This window comes from Asaia sp. BMEF1 (assembly GCF_051628905.1).
GTDB lineage: Bacteria > Pseudomonadota > Alphaproteobacteria > Acetobacterales > Acetobacteraceae > Asaia.
In genome coordinates, this window is sequence record NZ_CP157575.1 from 1,088,399 (window position 1) to 1,104,346 (window position 15,948).

Consider the following 15,948-nt stretch of genomic DNA (forward strand, 5'->3'; position numbering starts at 1 on the left):
AATCTCCCTAAGTCAGAGGGTGAGGCCGTGAGACGGTCTGACCTCGAGTTTCCTGATAAACAGGCTGAAGGACAGCACCACGGCGAAGCACAGGCACGGCACAAGCATGGCGAGGCGTATGCCGAGAAGATCGGAGACATGCCCCATAAGCCCGGTCAGGAACGCACCGCCGATAATGGCCATGATAATGAGCGATGCCCCCAGACGGCGCTCCCGGCCCAGACCTTCGACCCCAAGCGCAAAGATCGTCGGAAACTGGATTGAGAGGAAAAAGCTTGCCGCAACCAGGCAATACAACCCGGCCTCGCCCGGGAGAACAGAGGCGCCGAAGACGAGCAGCAGACTGAGCGCCGAGAAGACCGTCAGCATCGTGTTGGGCCTGATGCGTGTCATGAGCGAGGTGCCACAGAAGCGCCCGAACGCAAACAGAACGAGGCTGATCAGCAAGGCATTGGCGCCCGCAGCCTCATTCATATGCGCATTCTCTTCGGCATAGCGGATTGTATAGCTCCACACGCCAATCTGCGCGCCGACATAGAAAAACTGGGCAATCACGGCAAAACGCAGCCTTGCACGCCGGAACAGTCCCCAGAGATGTCCCATTTCAGGGCCGTCTTCCGTATGATGCTGACCTTGCGGAAAACGGATAAAGGCCGCCAGTATGGCCAGCACCAGCACGACGAGACCAAGGGCGATATAAGGGCCGCGCACCGACAGGATCTCCTGACGATAGAACAGCGCCTTGGCGGACTCGGTCAGGTTGGTGTCGGTCGGGTCGAGCGTCTTGCCCGAGAGAATGAAGTATTTTCCAACCAGAATGCCGAAGAGCGTCCCGATAGGATTGGCCACCTGCGCCCAGTTGAGACGCCGCGCGGCCCCGGCAGGATCACCGATCTCGGTCATGAGCGGATTGGCCGCCGTCTCCAGAAAGGCCAATCCCCCTGCGATGATGAACAGGGCGACGAGGAAAAACTCGTATTTCCCGAATTCTGCGGCGGGATAAAACAGGAGCGCGCCGACGCCGTAGCACCCTAGCCCCGTCATGATGGCGCTCTTGTAACCACGCCCCTGCATGAGCAGCGCAGCAGGCAGGGAAAACAGGAAATAGCCGAAATAGAAAACCTGCTGCACGAAGCTCGTGCCGAAATCCGACAGGGCAAAGGCTTTCTTGAATTGCGCGATCAGGATGTCGTTGAGGTTATTGGCCATACCCCAGAGGAAAAACAGCAGCACCACGAAGGCGATGGCAACGCGATAGGCGCTCTGGCGGGCTGGAGTCTGACTCGTCTGAGCCTGGTCGGTTTGCGGCTTGATCGTCATGGAGAAGGGTCCTTCTCACTGGCTCGGATTGCCGGAACTCAATCGATCGCCCGATCGAGATGCACATAGCCACCATCCACAAACAGGAACTGGCCGGTCGTATGCGCGGCGCGCTCCGAGAGCAGGAACGCGACCGTATCCGCAATTTCCTGAGGCTCGGTGAAGCGCTTGCCAAGCGGGATGCGCGCCTCGATTTCCTTTTTTCGGGCCTGGGGGTCGTCACAAGTCGCCAGCCAGTTCTCGTAGAGAGGGGTCATGACCTCAGCCGGAATAACCGCATTCACGCGGATGCCGTCCTTGCGCAGTGCGACGGCCCATTCACGCGTCAGCGCCAACTGCGCGCCTTTGGCGGCCACATAACCACTGGTGTTGCCTTGCCCCGTCACCGCGGTTTTGGAGGAGATATTCACAATAGCCCCATGCGTCGCCCTGAGCGCGGGCAGAGCGTGATGCGCCATGGAGAAATAATGCCCCAGATTATTCTGAACAGAGCGCAGGAACTCCGCGGTGCTGGCCTCCAGCCCCACGCTGTCATTGGCGCCGGCATTATTGACGAGCCCGTGGATTGCTCCGCATTCACTCAGCACATGCGCTACGGCATCACGGCAGGCATTATCGTCACGCAATTCACAGGGGACGTAGAGATAACGCCCCCCCATTGCGTCAAGTGTGTCTTTCAACGCGACGCTGGGAGGGCGCCGGGCGATGATTGCGACACACGCTCCCTCCTTGGCGAGAGAATGGGTGATGGCCCCGCCAATACCTTGCCCACCGCCCGTAACGAGGACCGTCTTGCCCAGCATTTCGAGATTCATGGCTTCGCCCCCCGGCCGAAGACAGAAGCATCAAATTCATGCGCCGTAAGACTCTCCGCATGCATCTGGATGGAATATCCGGGCGTCATAGGGGCGACATAGGCCCCGTCACGCACCACGCAAGGCGAGACGAAATGCTCATGCAGATGGTCGACGAACTCGGCCACCCTTCCCTCAGTCGTGCCTGAAAAACAGAGATAATCGACCATCGCCAGATGCTGCACATATTCGCATAACCCCACCCCACCCGCATGCGGACAGACAGGCAGATCGAATTTGGCAGCCAGAAGCAGGATGGCGAGAACCTCGTTCACCCCGCCCACACGACAGGCATCAATCTGAACGACGTCGATCGCTCCGGCTTCCATGAACTGCTTGAACAGGATGCGGTTCTGGCACATCTCCCCCGTTGCGACTGCGATATTATCCAGTCCGCGCCTTATCTTGGCGTGGCCCAGAATATCGTCCGGGCTTGTCGGCTCTTCGATAAACCAGGGCTTGGCAAAGGCCAGTTGCTTCATCCAGGCGATGGCCTCGTCCACCTCCCAGACCTGATTGGCATCGAGCATCAGCCTGCGCTCGGGGCCGATCACCTCACGCGCGATGGTGACGCGCCTGATATCGTCCTTCAGATCACGCCCTACCTTGAGCTTGATATGAGAAAATCCTTCGGCCATCGCCTGCGCGCAAAGCGTTCTCAGTCTGTCATCGTCATAGCCCAGCCATCCGGCGGAGGTGGTGTAACAGGGATAGCCGCTCTGCATCAGCCGAGTGCGACGCGCCTCTTTTCCTTCGGCCCTGCCCCGAAGCAGGGCAAGCGCTTCTTCTCGCGTCACCACGTCGGTGAGGTAACGGAAATCGAGCGTCGTCAGGAGTTGCTCCGGGGTCATATCTGCGATCAAAGCCCAGAGCGGCTTGCCTTCGTCGCGCGCCCAAAGGTCCCATACGGCGTTGACCACCGCCCCTGTGGCCAGATGCATGACCCCCTTGTCCGGCCCCACCCAGCGCAACTGGCTGTCTGAGGTGACGTGACGCCAGAAGGCGGCGGCATCGCTTTTGATTGCCTCCAGATCGAGCCCGATCACCAGAGGCGCCAGCGCCCTGATGGCAGCGCAGCACAGATCATTGCCCCGCCCGATTGTGAAGGTGAGCCCATAGCCCACAATATCGGGCCGGTCCGTACCCAGCGTGACATAGGCGGCAGAGTAATCGGGATCGGGATTCATGGCATCCGACCCGTGCAGCCCTGCCGATGTCGGAAAACGAATATCTCTGACGGTGAGTGAGGTAATTCTGGTCACATCGAACTCCACAAAAGCCGCTATGACGACTCGCTGTTATTCTTTGTTGATTGTCTCATTATCATTGTTATATTCATGTTATATAACACATAATCGAGAGCAACCTGCCCGGGGAGACAAGATATGCCCTTCGAACGTCGCTGCTTTGCGCTGGACCTGGTGGCGGATTCCGACCTGATTGCCGAGTATGAGGCGCGACATCACCCCGGCGCGGTCTGGCCGGAAATTCTGGTCGATATGCGTGATCGTGGCATTGCAGCCATGGAGATCTGGCGCTGTGCGGACCGGCTTTTCATGATTGCCGAAATCGAGACCGACCAGCCGGCACAAACAGCCGTTCCCGCCATCGTGGAGCGATGGGAGGCAGAAATGGACCGCTATCAGCGCCGCCTGCCCGGTACACCAGCGGACGTGAAATGGCGCGCAATGACGCGTATTTTTGACCTGGCCGACCAGCCTGCTCAACGACCCGAATAAACCTGACGAAAATCCGAAGCGTCGCTAGCCGCGTTAACAACAGCGATCACATCCGGGTCAGGGGGGCTCGCACACCATTTTGGCGTGTGTTTCACTCCCTGCTCAGAATGTCAGAATAACTGGCACGAATGCGTGCATAAACCTGCCGGGAGACCATTCATGAACAAGTCGCTTTCCGTTGCCCTGTCAGGTCAGGATCTGCTCGATCACCCTTTTCTCAACAAGGGATTGGCCTTTTCTCCTGACGAGCGCGATGCGTTCGAGCTTCATGGCCTCCTGCCACGCGCGGTCCAGTCTCTGGATGAGCAGGTCGAGGCGGCCCTGAAATTTCTCGATGCCCTGCCCTCGCCTTTCGCCCGCCATGTGCATCTGCGCGAGTTGCAGGACACGAACGAAACGCTGTTCTACGCACTGCTCACCCGCAAGATCGATACGATGCTGCCGCTGGTCTATACGCCGACCGTAGGCGAAGCCTGTCAGCGTTTTTCGGAAATCTGGCAGCGCCCGCGCGGGATTTTCCTGAGCTATCCCGAGCGCGAGTCGATGGAGGATATCCTCTCGAACCCCGCCTATGACGATGTGCGCGTGATTGTCGTAACCGATGGCGAGCGCATTCTGGGCCTTGGCGATCAAGGTGCAGGCGGCATGGGCATCCCCATTGGCAAGCTCTCACTCTATACCACCTGCGCTGGCATCTCGCCCGACCAGACCCTGCCGATCCTGCTCGACACCGGCACCAATAACGAGGACCTGCTGCAAAACCCGGCTTATATCGGCTGGCGCCATGAGCGTATTCGGGGGGCGGAATACGACGCCTTCATCGAACGCTTCGTGACCGCCGTTCAGACACGCTGGCCGCATGTTGTTCTACATTGGGAAGATTTCAGCGGCGTCAACGCGGCCCCTCTTCTCGAACGCTATCGCGACCGGCTCTGCACCTTCAATGACGACATTCAGGGCACGGCGGCCGTCACCACCGCGGCCATTCTGAGCGCCAATGACGCGCATGACGGCAAGCTAAAAGACGAAACAATCGTCATGCTCGGCGCCGGTTCGGCAGGTGTCGGCATTGCCAATCTGCTGCTCCAGGTCATGCGTGACGAAGGCGCAACGGAGGAAGAAGCGCTGGCGCGCTTCTATATGCTCGACCGCAAGGGCCTGCTGACGGAAAGCCGCAAAGGCAGCAATCCCGGTCAGGAGTTTTTTGCACGCAAGGATTGGGGCGATCGTGGCACCGATCTGGAAACCGTCATTCGGGAGACGAAGGCCAGCATTCTGATTGGCGTGTCGGGCGTCAAGGGACTCTTCACCGAGGCTCTGGTGCGAGAAATGGCCAAGAACTGCAAACGGCCGATTATCTTTCCGCTTTCGAACCCGACCTCGCATTCAGAAGCCACACCCGAAGACATCATGGCCTGGTCGGAGGAACGCGCGCTGGTCAGCACCGGCAGCCCCTTTCCGCCGCTCGATCTGCATGGCCGCACACATCGTGTCGACCAGACGAATAATGCCTATATATTTCCCGGTCTCGGGCTCTGCCTGCTGGCAACCGGTGCCACACGCGTGACGGATGCCATGTTCATGGCTGCGGCACGGGGGCTGGCTTCGCTTTCGCCACTGCGCAGCAATCCGGACGGTAATCTGCTGCCGCCAGTCACGCAAATGCGAAAGGTCGCACTGGCTGTTGCCGAAGCTTCCGCCAGACAGGCGCGTGAAGATGGCGTATGTCCTCATTTCAGTGACGAGGAACTGCATGACCGCATCCAGTCTCTCGTCTGGACGCCCGAATATTGTGTTTATGAGAAGATCTGACATGACAGACACACGGATCGAGAGCGACGGCCTCGGCGAAATCGCCATTCAGGCCGACAAACTCTGGGGCGCGCAAACGCAGCGCTCGCTTCATTATTTCAGCATCGGCCGCGAGTTGATGCCGCGCGAGATGATCGAGGCCTATGCCATCGTCAAGCGCGCCTGTGCGAGTGCCAACCATCAGAGCGGGCGTCTGGCCGAGACGCAATACAAGCTGATCACCACGGTCTGCGATGAGATCCTGGCCGGTCAGCACGCCGACATGTTCCCGCTTCATGTCTGGATGACCGGCTCTGGCACCCAGTTCAACATGAACATCAACGAGGTCATTTCGAACCGCGCCTGCCAGCTCTCTGGCGAGGCTCTGGGCAGCAAGCGCCCGGTTCACCCCAATGACCACGTCAACATGTCGCAATCGTCCAACGACAATTTCCCGACTGCCATGCATGTGGCTGTGGTTCTGGGCAGCCGTCGCAGGCTGATCCCGGCCCTGACCCGTCTGGCGGAGTCAATCGAGGCCAAGGCCGAGGAATGGAAGGACATCGTCAAGATTGGCCGCACGCATATGCAGGATGCCGTGCCGGTCACGCTAGGTCAGGAATTCCACGGCTATGCCGGGATGCTGCGCGAGAACATCGCCCGTATTCAGGAAGCCGAAAAGGGTCTCTACCCCCTCGCCCTTGGCGGCACCGCGCTTGGCACCGGCATCAATACCGATGCCCCCTTTGCCGGTCGCGCCTGCGCCGAAATCGCTCGTCTGAGCGACGCGGCCTTCATCAGCGGCGAGAATAAATTTGCCCTGCAAGGCGCGCATGATGCGCTCGTGCATTTTTCGGGCGCACTGCGCACCACGGCAGGCGCGCTTTACAAGATCGCGAACGATATCCGCCTGCTCTCCTGCGGCCCGCGCGCCGGTTTTGCCGAACTGCACCTGCCCGAAAACGAGCCCGGTTCGTCCATTATGCCCGGCAAGGTCAACCCGACCCAAGCCGAAGCTCTGGCCATGCTGGCCGTGCAGGTCATGTCCAATGACGTGGCAGTGGGCTTCGGTGGTGCCGGTGGTCTGCTGGAAATGAACGTCTACAAGCCGCTCATCATCCAGAACATCATGCAGAGCATCACCTTGCTGCATGACGGCAGCGAGAATTTCCGCACCTTCCTGATTGAAGGCACCAAGCCGAACCTCGCCCGCATCGAGCGCTATGTGGCTGAGTCCGTGATGCTGGTGACGGCCCTCGCCCCGACCATCGGCTACGACACGGCCTCAAAGGTCGCGCATCACGCCATGGACCATGACTGCACGCTGAAAGAGGCCGCTCTGGCTCTGAATGCGGTCAGCGAAGCCGATTTCGACCGTCTGGTTGACCCGCGCACCATGCTGGCACCGAACTTGAAGGGGAAGTAAGGGAAAGCGGGGCTCTGCCCCGCCCCCGGAAAGGGGCGTAAACCCCTTTCATCCCGATATATCGTCACAGCCCTAAGTCTGCTTTTTTTTGGGGGGGGAGCGGAATGTCTGCTGACGAGAATGCGGGGATTGCCTAGTTTGACGGTAATCACATAATATCTATCTTTATTAGGTTTAAGGAGAATTAATTGGCAAGAAAAAATATAACTTAATTTTTTTGCTGATGAAATGGATATGTCAAATAATGCCTCTTAATATTGAAAACAAAATATCAAATGTAGAAGAAAAACTTCTTTCGAAATCTCTTGAAACATTATTGGAGGACTTTGGAAAAGGAAACGCCACTCCTGGGTCGGGAAGCGCCGCCGCACTTATGGCTCTCCTTGCTTCTAGCACTATCTGTGCCCTCGCAAAATTGACTGATGGAAAGAGGAAAGACCCAGAAAAAAAGGAAGAACTTCAGGCCATATCTAAGGATTTGGAAGAAAAAATATCACCTAATCTCAAAATTCTTTTTGAACGTGACACTGAAGTATTTCAGCGTTCAATAGCCGCACGCGAAAAACGAGATGATTTGAAAAAAGAACTGAAAAAATTAGAAAATAATTCTGGGAAAAATGAATTTGTAGAGCAAAAAAAACACTTAATAAATGAGCAACAAAATATAGCTAATGAAACATTGGAAGTAGCAAATAACATATTATTTGAAATTGTTTCTTATTCCGTAAGAGTGTTTGATCATGGCTGTAGGCTGTGGTCGATTGGCCTTACGTACGCAAAGGGAGATGCTGGAGCTGGCATTAATAGCTCTCTTTCCGCTGTCTCTACATGCTTGCTAGTTGCGCACGTCAACGTACAAACTGCAGCAAAAGATAAGCTGGCTTGGGTTCGTGACGCAAAAATGAAATGTGATACCATTCAAGAATTATTGAGCGATATGCAAGAACGCGCTCAAATAGTTATTCAAGACTCAAGGAAAGAAACAATGGAAAAAATTATTGTTTCACCCAGAATCTAAATTTATTATTCAATATTCTTGAAAATATCAATCGAGCAAAAAGAATATTGGATGCCGCATATAAGTAAATTTTGTGCGTTTTTCGATAGATTATCTTATAAAGGGTGAGCGCCAATGCTGAGCGATCTTGGACTTGAGGAGCGCTGGACCGATAGCGAGAGCGTCTCGATACTCGTTGGTCCCAACGGATCGGGTAAAAGTTCGTTCCTGCGCGATCTTGTCAACAGGTATCGCCACGAGCGCGAGATCGTTGTCGTCTGCAACACGCCACACGATCGGTTTGCACGTCTGGCAGGCATTCGGCGCATCTCGATCGGCAAGACGGATGGATCGCCGAGAGTTGTCGTCAAGAACTCGGTTGCGCAGGCGCTGAGCGGCTCTGGCGAAGACTTCCATCGGATCAGCTCGACGCTGGAATACTGTGGTTATCACGCGCGGTTCGGCTTCTCGATTGACCGTACTCGCAGCTACGAAAAACCCTCTCTGGCGGAGTTGCTAGACCGGTCTCCACCGAGGCTGCGCCGCGATTACAGCGTTACAACGGAAGATCTCGAACTCGCTATCTCCTTCTTGCAACGGCACGAGCCAGGCGAAAGAATCTGGATCGACGCAAATGACTCGGTGTACGACTTCAGTCGCTCCCGCGAGTTCGTCTCGGTGCTTAAGCTGGAATCCCGTCTCCGCGCCTTGGGCGTAATTCGTGGCATCCGCGTCTTTCTTGTGCGTGGGGATGGTAAGAGCATCGAAATGCAGCACGCGAGCTCCGGTCAGCTCGCGCTGATCTCGTCGCTGCTCTTCGTAATCACCAATGCGAGGCGCAATGCCCTTATCATCCTCGACGAGCCGGAGAATAGCCTCCACCCGAACTGGCAGCGCGAATACGTCGACAAACTCCTTGCTGCGCTCAGCTACCGTAACGCCACGGTAATCATGGCCACACATGCTCCGCTCGTAGTTAGCGGCGCGATCACGAGCAGCCCGAACATCGTGTCCGTTTTCGGCATGTCAAAAGGCGAAGCAAAGCGGCTGCCTATCGAGGCAGACATATCTCCCGCCAGCATCGAGGAGATCCTCTGGCAGGCGTTCGAGGTGGTGACCCCCGCAAACCATTTCGTTAGCGAGATTATTGTCGATGCTATCTCGGCCTTCGAGCAGGGCAAGAAAGACAAAGCGGAAATCCTTTCCATGATCGGGCACATGAAGGCGGAGAGCTTCGACGAGCGTCAGCAGGTTTTCTTCGAGGCGGTTGAAGAACTCGTCGAGAAGGTCGAAGGCGTCCGGGGGCGCTGAGTGATGACCGACAAATATCTGCCCGCGCTGTCGGAGTTCGAACTTACGGATGACGAGCAGGCCGCAGTGGACGCAGCTCTACTGGAGAGTGACCCGTGGGATTGGTCGCCAAAGGGGACGCAGGGAGCCTTCTTGGCAGCGATAAAGGTCAAGATCCGGCAGTATCATCTTCAGCGTCACGAGGGGAGCTGCTGCTACTGCCGCCGGAGCCTCAAGGGCGAGTTCAACCTCGTCATCGACCGGGAGCACGTTCTGCCCAAGTCGGTTCCCGACTATCGGCCGCTGACTTATACGATGTGGAACCTTGCCGTCGCCTGCAAGCGCTGCAACATGAAGTACAAGGGGGTGAAGACTGACTTCGTCGTCTTCCCGGGCGTGCCGGCCGAATACGAGAGCGAGGCCAACTACCGCATCATCCATCCCAACTTCGATCTCTATGAAGAGCACCTCGATCGGTCAGCCGTGGCGAAGGGAATGAAGCAGATCGTGAAATACACCGTTGTGGGAGGCAGCCCCAAAGGCGACTACACCTACACCTATTTCAACCTTCGAGAGTTGGAGATTCGTAGCTTTGACGCCCTTCAGACTGGTCAGGCTGAGCCCGATCTCGGGGAGATGGCGATGAAAGTTCAACTGCTTGCGAAGGCGGGTGGGCAGTAGGTTTCGCTCGCTAACAGATCCAGCGGCGTCACTCCGGCGAAAGCTCCCGCTTCGCGGAGTGACGCATACGCCGAATTGTCCTTACGAAGCTCAGTTGCCTAGCGTCACCGGACAATGATCCGAGTGATGCTTGCCACCGAGTGCGCATTGAATATCTTCGAACCCCGCCATCGCCTCGCCGGCCCGCTTGTCGAAGATGATGTGGTCGATGAATATCGTGAAGCAAGGATTGCAACGCTGCGCCCCCTTTAGTCGACGAGGCTCAGGCCGGCATTGTCGGTAAGCCACTGTTCCACATCGTCCGCGTTATAGGCACGAACGTCATTCCACGTGCCGTCCGCGATCAACTGCCGGAATGCCGGCAGTCGGTATCCGGCTCAAAATGGCAACAGGAGTTTGTGCTGGTCATGTCCGCTATGCGAAAAACGGTATGGGTAGCTGTAAGTCCGAGATGAGGCGAAAGCTGCCGTCCGATGGACAAACTCCAAAGCGGGCTTCCAGAAGGCGAAGGCCCTCTAGTGGGTTTTCAGGGCGACGCCATGATGCTTCTTCCCCCTCATCGCCCCTCCCTCTTCCGAGCTTGTTATGCTGCTCCAACCTCGAAAGGACTTTGCATGTCACGCAAGACTCTTGGTGCGGCGTTACTGACTTCGGCCTGCTTCACCCTGCCCCTTTTCCCAAGTCGCCCAAGCGGCTGACCCTGCCAAGAGCGAGGCGCCGAAGGAGGTATTAGCGGCGCTGCGGCCAGCAGATTCCGTCATCAATCATCGTCTGGCCGCAGGCAGGCAGAGCATTACCTATATCAAGGGTGGGGCGAATGCCCAGACGCCCCAGTGTCGTTCCTCTTCAATGGTTTGGTTCTGTCAGTTAATTACCTCTGAGCCCTAGTCTGAATGCTGCGCGCTTTTCTCAAGTGCTCAAGCGATTTTCAAAAGCATTCTGCTCGTCATACAGACGCTCTGGAACGCGCGCGCCCAAACCAGCCAGATAATCCCTGTTCGCTTCTGCCTCCTTCCGCCACGCTTCACGATCAATCGTCATGAGCGGGGCCAGTTCGTCTTCCTGCATGGCCAGACCATCCAGATCGAGGCTGCCTTTTGCGGGTACATTGCCAATCGGCGTGGCGACCGCCTCCGCCGTCCCTTCCAGCCTCTCGACAATCCATTTCAGCACACGGATATTGTCGCCAAAGCCCGGCCAGATGAACTGGCCGTTTTCATCGGTTCTGAACCAATTGACCATGAAGAAACGCGGCATATGGGCTTTATCGACCCGCTCGGTCTGCGCGAAGCTCAGCCAATGGGCGAAATAATCGCCCATGTTGTATCCACAGAACGGATTCATAGCGAACGGGTCACGGCGCAGGCTTCCGAGATCGTGTTCAGAGGCGGCTGTGCTTTCCGAGGCGAGGGTCGCACCCATATACACGCCATGTTCCCAACTGAAGGCTTCAGTCACCAGTGGCACGGCACTCGCCCGGCGTCCGCCCACCAGAATGGCTGACAATCTGACGCCTTCGGGGCGGCACCATTCCTCGGCGAGGGACGGGCATTGCTCGATGGGGGCGGTGAAGCGGGCATTGGGGTGCATGGCGGGGCCTGAATGCGCGTCCCATGGGCGACCGCGCCAGTCGGTCAGGCCCTGAGGCGGTATATCGGTCATGCCTTTCCACCACACTCTGCCATCTTCGGTCAGGGCGGCGTTGGTGAAAATGCTGTTGGCCCGCATGGTCTGCATGGCATTGCGATTGGTCTTGTCGCTAGTACCGGGGGCCACGCCGAAAAATCCGGTTTCCGGGTTGGAGGCGTAGAAATACCCATCGGCCCCGACGCGCATCCAGCAGATATCGTCACCCAGCGTTTCAACTTTCCATCCCGGCAAGGTGGAATCGAGCATGGCGAGATTTGTCTTGCCGCAGGCACTCGGGAAGGCCCCGGCAACATAATGAATTTTGTTCTCCGGAGATGTGACCTTGAGAATGAGCATATGCTCGGCAAGCCAGCCCTGATCGCGCGCCATGACGGAGGCAATACGCAGCGCAAGGCATTTCTTACCCAAGAGAGCATTGCCGCCATAACCTGAACCGTATGACCAGATCTCACGGCTTTCCGGAAAATGGAGGATCCATTTTTCATCGTTGCACGGCCAGGCTGTATCCGGCTCGCCCTTGCTGCGCGGCGCGCCGACAGAATGGATACAACGGGCAAAAAACTCGTTCTCACCGAGGGTTTTAAGCACGTCACGGCCGACACGCGTCATGATGCGCATGGAGAGAACAGCATAGGCACTGTCAGTCACCTGAACGCCAATAACCCGGTTTTCCGCCTCGATCGGTCCCATGCAGAACGGCACGACATAGAGCGTACGCCCGCGCATACAGCCTTTGAAAACCTTCTGCATCCGGGCGCGGCCTTCTTCGGGCGCTATCCAGTTATTGGTTGGCCCGGCCTCTTCCTTCGAAGCAGCGCAGATAAACGTCCGGCCTTCAGTGCGCGCCACGTCATTGGGGGCAGAGCGCGCCAGATAGGAATTGGGATAATGCTCGGGATTAAGCGCCACCATCGAACCGCGCGCGACCTGTTCGGTGGCAATCCGGTCCCATTCAGTTTGCGTTCCGTCGCACCAGTATATCTGATCGGGCTCGCAAAGGGCGGCAATTTCCTCAACCCAGAGACGCACATGCGCAGGAATGTGCAGAGTATCCGCCAACGTATTTCCTCGACGCTTACCATCGATATGCATTGCTTTTCTCCCTGTATGAAGAAAATCAAGCCGATATTGACAAGGAAACCTAATTCGAATTTCTGATGCGATATAAGATTTTGTTTTCCATCACACGTCTTCTCTCAGTCTTTAGAGCGGGATAAATGGCCGATCAGCCTTCAGGCACAGATTCCGTTCACCGTGTCGTAACAGGCGGCCAAGCTGTGCCCGAACTGAATTTGCGCCATATCCGCGCCGTGATCATCGCGGCACAGGAAAACACTCTGAGCGCTGCCGCATTGGCGGTCGACCTCTCACAGCCCGCCCTCACCCAAGGCGTAGCCACCATTGAGACAAAACTCGCTGTCCGGATTTTCGAACGCCTGCCTCACGGGCTGAGACTCACGCGGGAGGGAGAGAAAATTGTCATCCGCTTTCGCCGTGCGCTCGATTATCTCGGCGATGGCATGAAAAGCAGCTCTGGAATTTCCCGTCGTCAAAACCGGCCGGAGCATCATCTGACCCTCGTGCAGGTCAAGGCGCTCCTCCTGCTCTCCGAGACAGGCGGCATCGCAGCGGCAGCCCGTATGGGCGATCTGTCGAAACCCGCCATTCTCCGCCCTCTGAAAGCGCTCGAGATGCTGAGCCAGATCGAGCTTATGGAGAAAAACGGACGTATTCTTACCCTGTCCCGCGCCGGGCATCGTATGGCCAGAAAATTCAGGCTCGGCATCAATGAACTCATCATTGCGTGCCGCGAGGCGACATGCCAAGCAGATCATATCTCGATCGGTGCCATGGCACTCGCGCGCTCCATGCTGCTGCCCGTCGCTCTGGCGGAACTGGCGCGCACAGCGCCTCTGGCACGGATGAATGTCGTCGACGGCTCGGCCAGAGAGTTATTCTCCGCCTTGCGCAACGGCGTGCTCGATCTTGTTATCGGTGCCCTGCGCGACGAGCCGCCTCCCGAACTACGTCAGGAGCTCCTCCTGCGCGATCGTATCGCCGTTATCGGCAGGGTCGATCATCCTCTCGCCGGACGCAGGCCCAGCCTTGAAGACCTCGCCAAATACCCATGGATCGTCGGTCCGCACACATCCTATCTTCTCGAACGGTGGCAGCAGATTTTTGACCGCGCCAGCATCGAGCGCCCCAAGGCACCGATACAATGCGCGTCGGTTACAACCATACGTGGCGTTCTGACACGTAGCGATTTTCTGACCCTGCTTTCCCGCGATCAGATCGCCATCGAAATGGCAGCAGGGTTGCTCGCCCCTATCGAATCCGAGATCCCCGACACCATACGCACGATCGGTGTCTTTACGCGTAAGGACTGGTTACCCAGCGCGTTGCAGGAGCGATTCCTGACCCAGCTCCGCATCACAGCAAAAACGCTGCATACAGAACGCTCGTGAAAGAAACGTACATTTCGACGGGAACAGTTCAGCAGGCTCGCGAGGGCGCGGGAATATGCCCCGGCACATTTCAAGACTGGGCTGATAGCGAGACGATGGTCAGCACAAAACGCGAAAACCATCGTCAAAACCGGGTTGTTACTCCCCTACCTCTGACGTCACGATACTGGCGGCTTCGTCTGAACGAAGCGCCCGGACAAGACCGATCATGTAGAACGTCAGCACAATTGAGAAAGGCAGCCCGCAAAGAACGACAGCCATCTGCATGGCGTCGAAATTGCCGGCAATCAGAAGCCCGAGACTGATCACTGCAATTGCGGCAACCCAGACAAGACGCATCCAGACCGGTGCATCCTCATCCGGCGCGCTATCGCGCATCGAAAGACTGGCGATCATGAAGGCGCCTGAATTCACCGGCGTCAGAAACAGCACGAAGCTCGCAAATACTGCGACTGTGGCAATGATACCGCTCAGAGGCAGGGTTTCGAGCAGACGATAAAGCGCCATCGGAGGATCGTTCTGGACAGCATCAACCAGCACGGCACCCGCGCCACTCCTGACGAGATCGATTGCTGTGTTACCGAAGATCGCGAGCCATACGAGGGTGAACCCAAGCGGGATAAAAGTGACGCCAAGCACAAGCTGTCTGATTGTGCGCCCCTTGGAAATACGCGCAATGAACAGACCGACAAAGGGTGTCCAGGCAATCCACCACGCCCAGAAAAAGAGCGTCCAAGCAGCCATCCATTTTTCTGCATGACCATAGAGATACATATTGAACGTCGACGGAATAAATGAGGCCAGATAATCGCCCGTGTTCTGCACAATCCCCTGAAAAATATGCTCCGTGGGGCCGGTACTCAGAACGAAAAGCAGGATACCGCACAGAATAGCCAGATTAACGTTCGAAAGCAGGGCAATCCCCTTATCCACCCCTGCCACGACCGTCACCGCAACGGCCATCATCATGACGATTGTGATGGTGATCTGGACCGGCATGGTCATCGGGATGCCGAACAGATGATGAAGGCCCGAATGCACCAGAAGCGCGCCGATGCCGACATTCGTCACCATTGACACCATCGTGGCGAGCACACCCAGACAATCGACCAGATCGCCGAGGCTACCATTGATGCGATCACCGAAGATCGCCACCAGCGGTGAGCGCAACGCAAGCGGCAGACCCTTGCAATAGGCAAAATAGGCCAGGGTTGTCGCGACCATGGCGTAGAGCGTCCAGCCATGCAGCCCCCAATGAAGGAAGGTCAGGGCCATAGCCCCATGTGCGGCTTCCACCGTGGCTGCTGGCCCTTGCGGCGGCTTCAGATAATGATCGAGCGGCTCGTACGCACCATAATAGATGAGCGCTATGCCAATCCCTGCTGAAAACAGCATCGTGGACCATGAAAGCGTCGAGATGGCCGGTTTCGACCCCGGCTCCCCCAAGAGCACATCGCCATAACGTGAAAAGGCGAGCCAGCAGACAAGCCCCATGCAAATGGCAATGAGCACCATATAGAACCAGCCGAACGCGCCCACGACAACAGACTGGGTCAGATCGAGCGCGGTTCGGCTCTGTGACGGCCAGAGCATGCACGCCAGCCCTGCCAGCGTGGTGATAACCGCCGATATGAAGAATACCGGTCTGTTAACACTCATTTTTTTCGATCTCATGCATGACGCAACTTGGGACGTCATCTGAGTGCTCCATCTCTATTCTGCTCAGATCAAG

At 57.0% G+C, this 15,948-nt stretch carries 13 protein-coding genes; 8 read left to right on the top strand and 5 right to left on the bottom strand.

Translation table 11 applies throughout. The annotated features are described in order from the left end of the window. Nucleotides 1-12: 12 nt before the first annotated feature. From fucP to ABHV46_RS04790, 3 genes are read right to left on the bottom strand one after another with little or no spacing between them, the layout of a single operon-like run. Nucleotides 13-1,320 (bottom strand): L-fucose:H+ symporter permease, encoded by a 1,308-nt coding sequence (gene fucP, locus ABHV46_RS04780; RefSeq protein WP_438383141.1) that lies wholly within the window; start codon nt 1,318-1,320, stop codon nt 13-15. 38 nt (nt 1,321-1,358) lie between these two features. Beyond that, nucleotides 1,359-2,135, bottom strand: coding sequence for an SDR family oxidoreductase (locus ABHV46_RS04785; RefSeq protein ID WP_438383143.1), 777 nt, complete (start codon nt 2,133-2,135; stop codon nt 1,359-1,361). Beyond that, nucleotides 2,132-3,436 carry an L-fuconate dehydratase gene (locus ABHV46_RS04790; protein ID WP_438383145.1) on the bottom strand — a complete coding sequence of 435 codons (1,305 nt, stop codon included), beginning with the start codon at nt 3,434-3,436 and terminating at the stop codon, nt 2,132-2,134. Before ABHV46_RS04790 ends, ABHV46_RS04785 begins: the two co-directional genes overlap by 4 nt. Nucleotides 3,437-3,559: 123 nt before the next feature. Here ABHV46_RS04790 and ABHV46_RS04795 point away from each other — a divergent pair, with 123 nt between their 5' ends. From ABHV46_RS04795 to ABHV46_RS04825, 7 genes are all read left to right on the top strand, one after another. Further along, entirely contained in the window at nt 3,560-3,913 is a 354-nt protein-coding gene (locus ABHV46_RS04795) for an L-rhamnose mutarotase (protein WP_438383147.1), read from the top strand. Between the two features lie 159 nt (nt 3,914-4,072). Continuing rightward, the gene (locus ABHV46_RS04800) at nt 4,073-5,725 is read left to right on the top strand and encodes an NAD-dependent malic enzyme (RefSeq protein ID WP_438383150.1); all 1,653 of its coding nucleotides are present in this window, start codon (nt 4,073-4,075) and stop codon (nt 5,723-5,725) included. A gap of 1 nt (nt 5,726) precedes the next feature. Continuing rightward, on the top strand, nt 5,727-7,130 hold the full coding sequence (locus tag ABHV46_RS04805) for a class II fumarate hydratase (protein WP_438383154.1): 1,404 nt from the start codon (nt 5,727-5,729) through the stop codon (nt 7,128-7,130). Between the two features lie 244 nt (nt 7,131-7,374). Next, on the top strand, nt 7,375-8,148 hold the full coding sequence (locus ABHV46_RS04810; protein WP_438383156.1) for a cyclodeaminase/cyclohydrolase family protein: 774 nt from the start codon (nt 7,375-7,377) through the stop codon (nt 8,146-8,148). A 114-nt stretch (nt 8,149-8,262) separates the two neighbouring features. Further along, nucleotides 8,263-9,438, top strand: coding sequence for an AAA family ATPase (locus ABHV46_RS04815; protein ID WP_438383158.1), 1,176 nt, complete (start codon nt 8,263-8,265; stop codon nt 9,436-9,438). 3 nt (nt 9,439-9,441) lie between these two features. Continuing rightward, on the top strand, nt 9,442-10,098 hold the full coding sequence (locus ABHV46_RS04820; RefSeq protein WP_438383160.1) for an HNH endonuclease: 657 nt from the start codon (nt 9,442-9,444) through the stop codon (nt 10,096-10,098). Between the two features lie 126 nt (nt 10,099-10,224). Beyond that, nucleotides 10,225-10,350 (top strand): hypothetical protein, encoded by a 126-nt coding sequence (locus ABHV46_RS04825; RefSeq protein ID WP_438383162.1) that lies wholly within the window; start codon nt 10,225-10,227, stop codon nt 10,348-10,350. 657 nt (nt 10,351-11,007) lie between these two features. Here the strand turns inward: ABHV46_RS04825 and ABHV46_RS04830 are convergent. After that, nucleotides 11,008-12,807 carry a phosphoenolpyruvate carboxykinase (GTP) gene (locus tag ABHV46_RS04830; RefSeq protein WP_438383164.1) on the bottom strand — a complete coding sequence of 600 codons (1,800 nt, stop codon included), beginning with the start codon at nt 12,805-12,807 and terminating at the stop codon, nt 11,008-11,010. A 158-nt stretch (nt 12,808-12,965) separates the two neighbouring features. Here ABHV46_RS04830 and ABHV46_RS04835 point away from each other — a divergent pair, with 158 nt between their 5' ends. Beyond that, on the top strand, nt 12,966-14,216 hold the full coding sequence (locus tag ABHV46_RS04835; protein WP_438383168.1) for a LysR family transcriptional regulator: 1,251 nt from the start codon (nt 12,966-12,968) through the stop codon (nt 14,214-14,216). A gap of 138 nt (nt 14,217-14,354) precedes the next feature. Here the strand turns inward: ABHV46_RS04835 and ABHV46_RS04840 are convergent, their stop codons facing one another. Continuing rightward, entirely contained in the window at nt 14,355-15,875 is a 1,521-nt protein-coding gene (locus ABHV46_RS04840; RefSeq protein WP_438383171.1) for a BCCT family transporter, read from the bottom strand. Nucleotides 15,876-15,948 lie beyond the last annotated feature (73 nt).

Excerpts from the sequence above, each read along its gene's own strand:
- ABHV46_RS04800 (WP_438383150.1), top strand. The coding sequence starts at position 4,073 with ATGAACAAGTCGCTTTCCGTTGCCCTGTCAGGTCAGGATCTGCTCGAT.
- ABHV46_RS04820 (WP_438383160.1), top strand. The coding sequence starts at position 9,442 with ATGACCGACAAATATCTGCCCGCGCTGTCGGAGTTCGAACTTACGGAT.
- ABHV46_RS04810 (WP_438383156.1), top strand. The coding sequence starts at position 7,375 with ATGCCTCTTAATATTGAAAACAAAATATCAAATGTAGAAGAAAAACTT.
- ABHV46_RS04785 (WP_438383143.1), bottom strand. The coding sequence starts at position 2,135 with ATGAATCTCGAAATGCTGGGCAAGACGGTCCTCGTTACGGGCGGTGGG.
- ABHV46_RS04805 (WP_438383154.1), top strand. The coding sequence starts at position 5,727 with ATGACAGACACACGGATCGAGAGCGACGGCCTCGGCGAAATCGCCATT.
- ABHV46_RS04795 (WP_438383147.1), top strand. The coding sequence starts at position 3,560 with ATGCCCTTCGAACGTCGCTGCTTTGCGCTGGACCTGGTGGCGGATTCC.
- ABHV46_RS04815 (WP_438383158.1), top strand. The coding sequence starts at position 8,263 with ATGCTGAGCGATCTTGGACTTGAGGAGCGCTGGACCGATAGCGAGAGC.
- ABHV46_RS04835 (WP_438383168.1), top strand. The coding sequence starts at position 12,966 with ATGGCCGATCAGCCTTCAGGCACAGATTCCGTTCACCGTGTCGTAACA.
- ABHV46_RS04825 (WP_438383162.1), top strand. The coding sequence starts at position 10,225 with ATGCTTGCCACCGAGTGCGCATTGAATATCTTCGAACCCCGCCATCGC.
- ABHV46_RS04840 (WP_438383171.1), bottom strand. The coding sequence starts at position 15,875 with ATGAGTGTTAACAGACCGGTATTCTTCATATCGGCGGTTATCACCACG.
- fucP (WP_438383141.1), bottom strand. The coding sequence starts at position 1,320 with ATGACGATCAAGCCGCAAACCGACCAGGCTCAGACGAGTCAGACTCCA.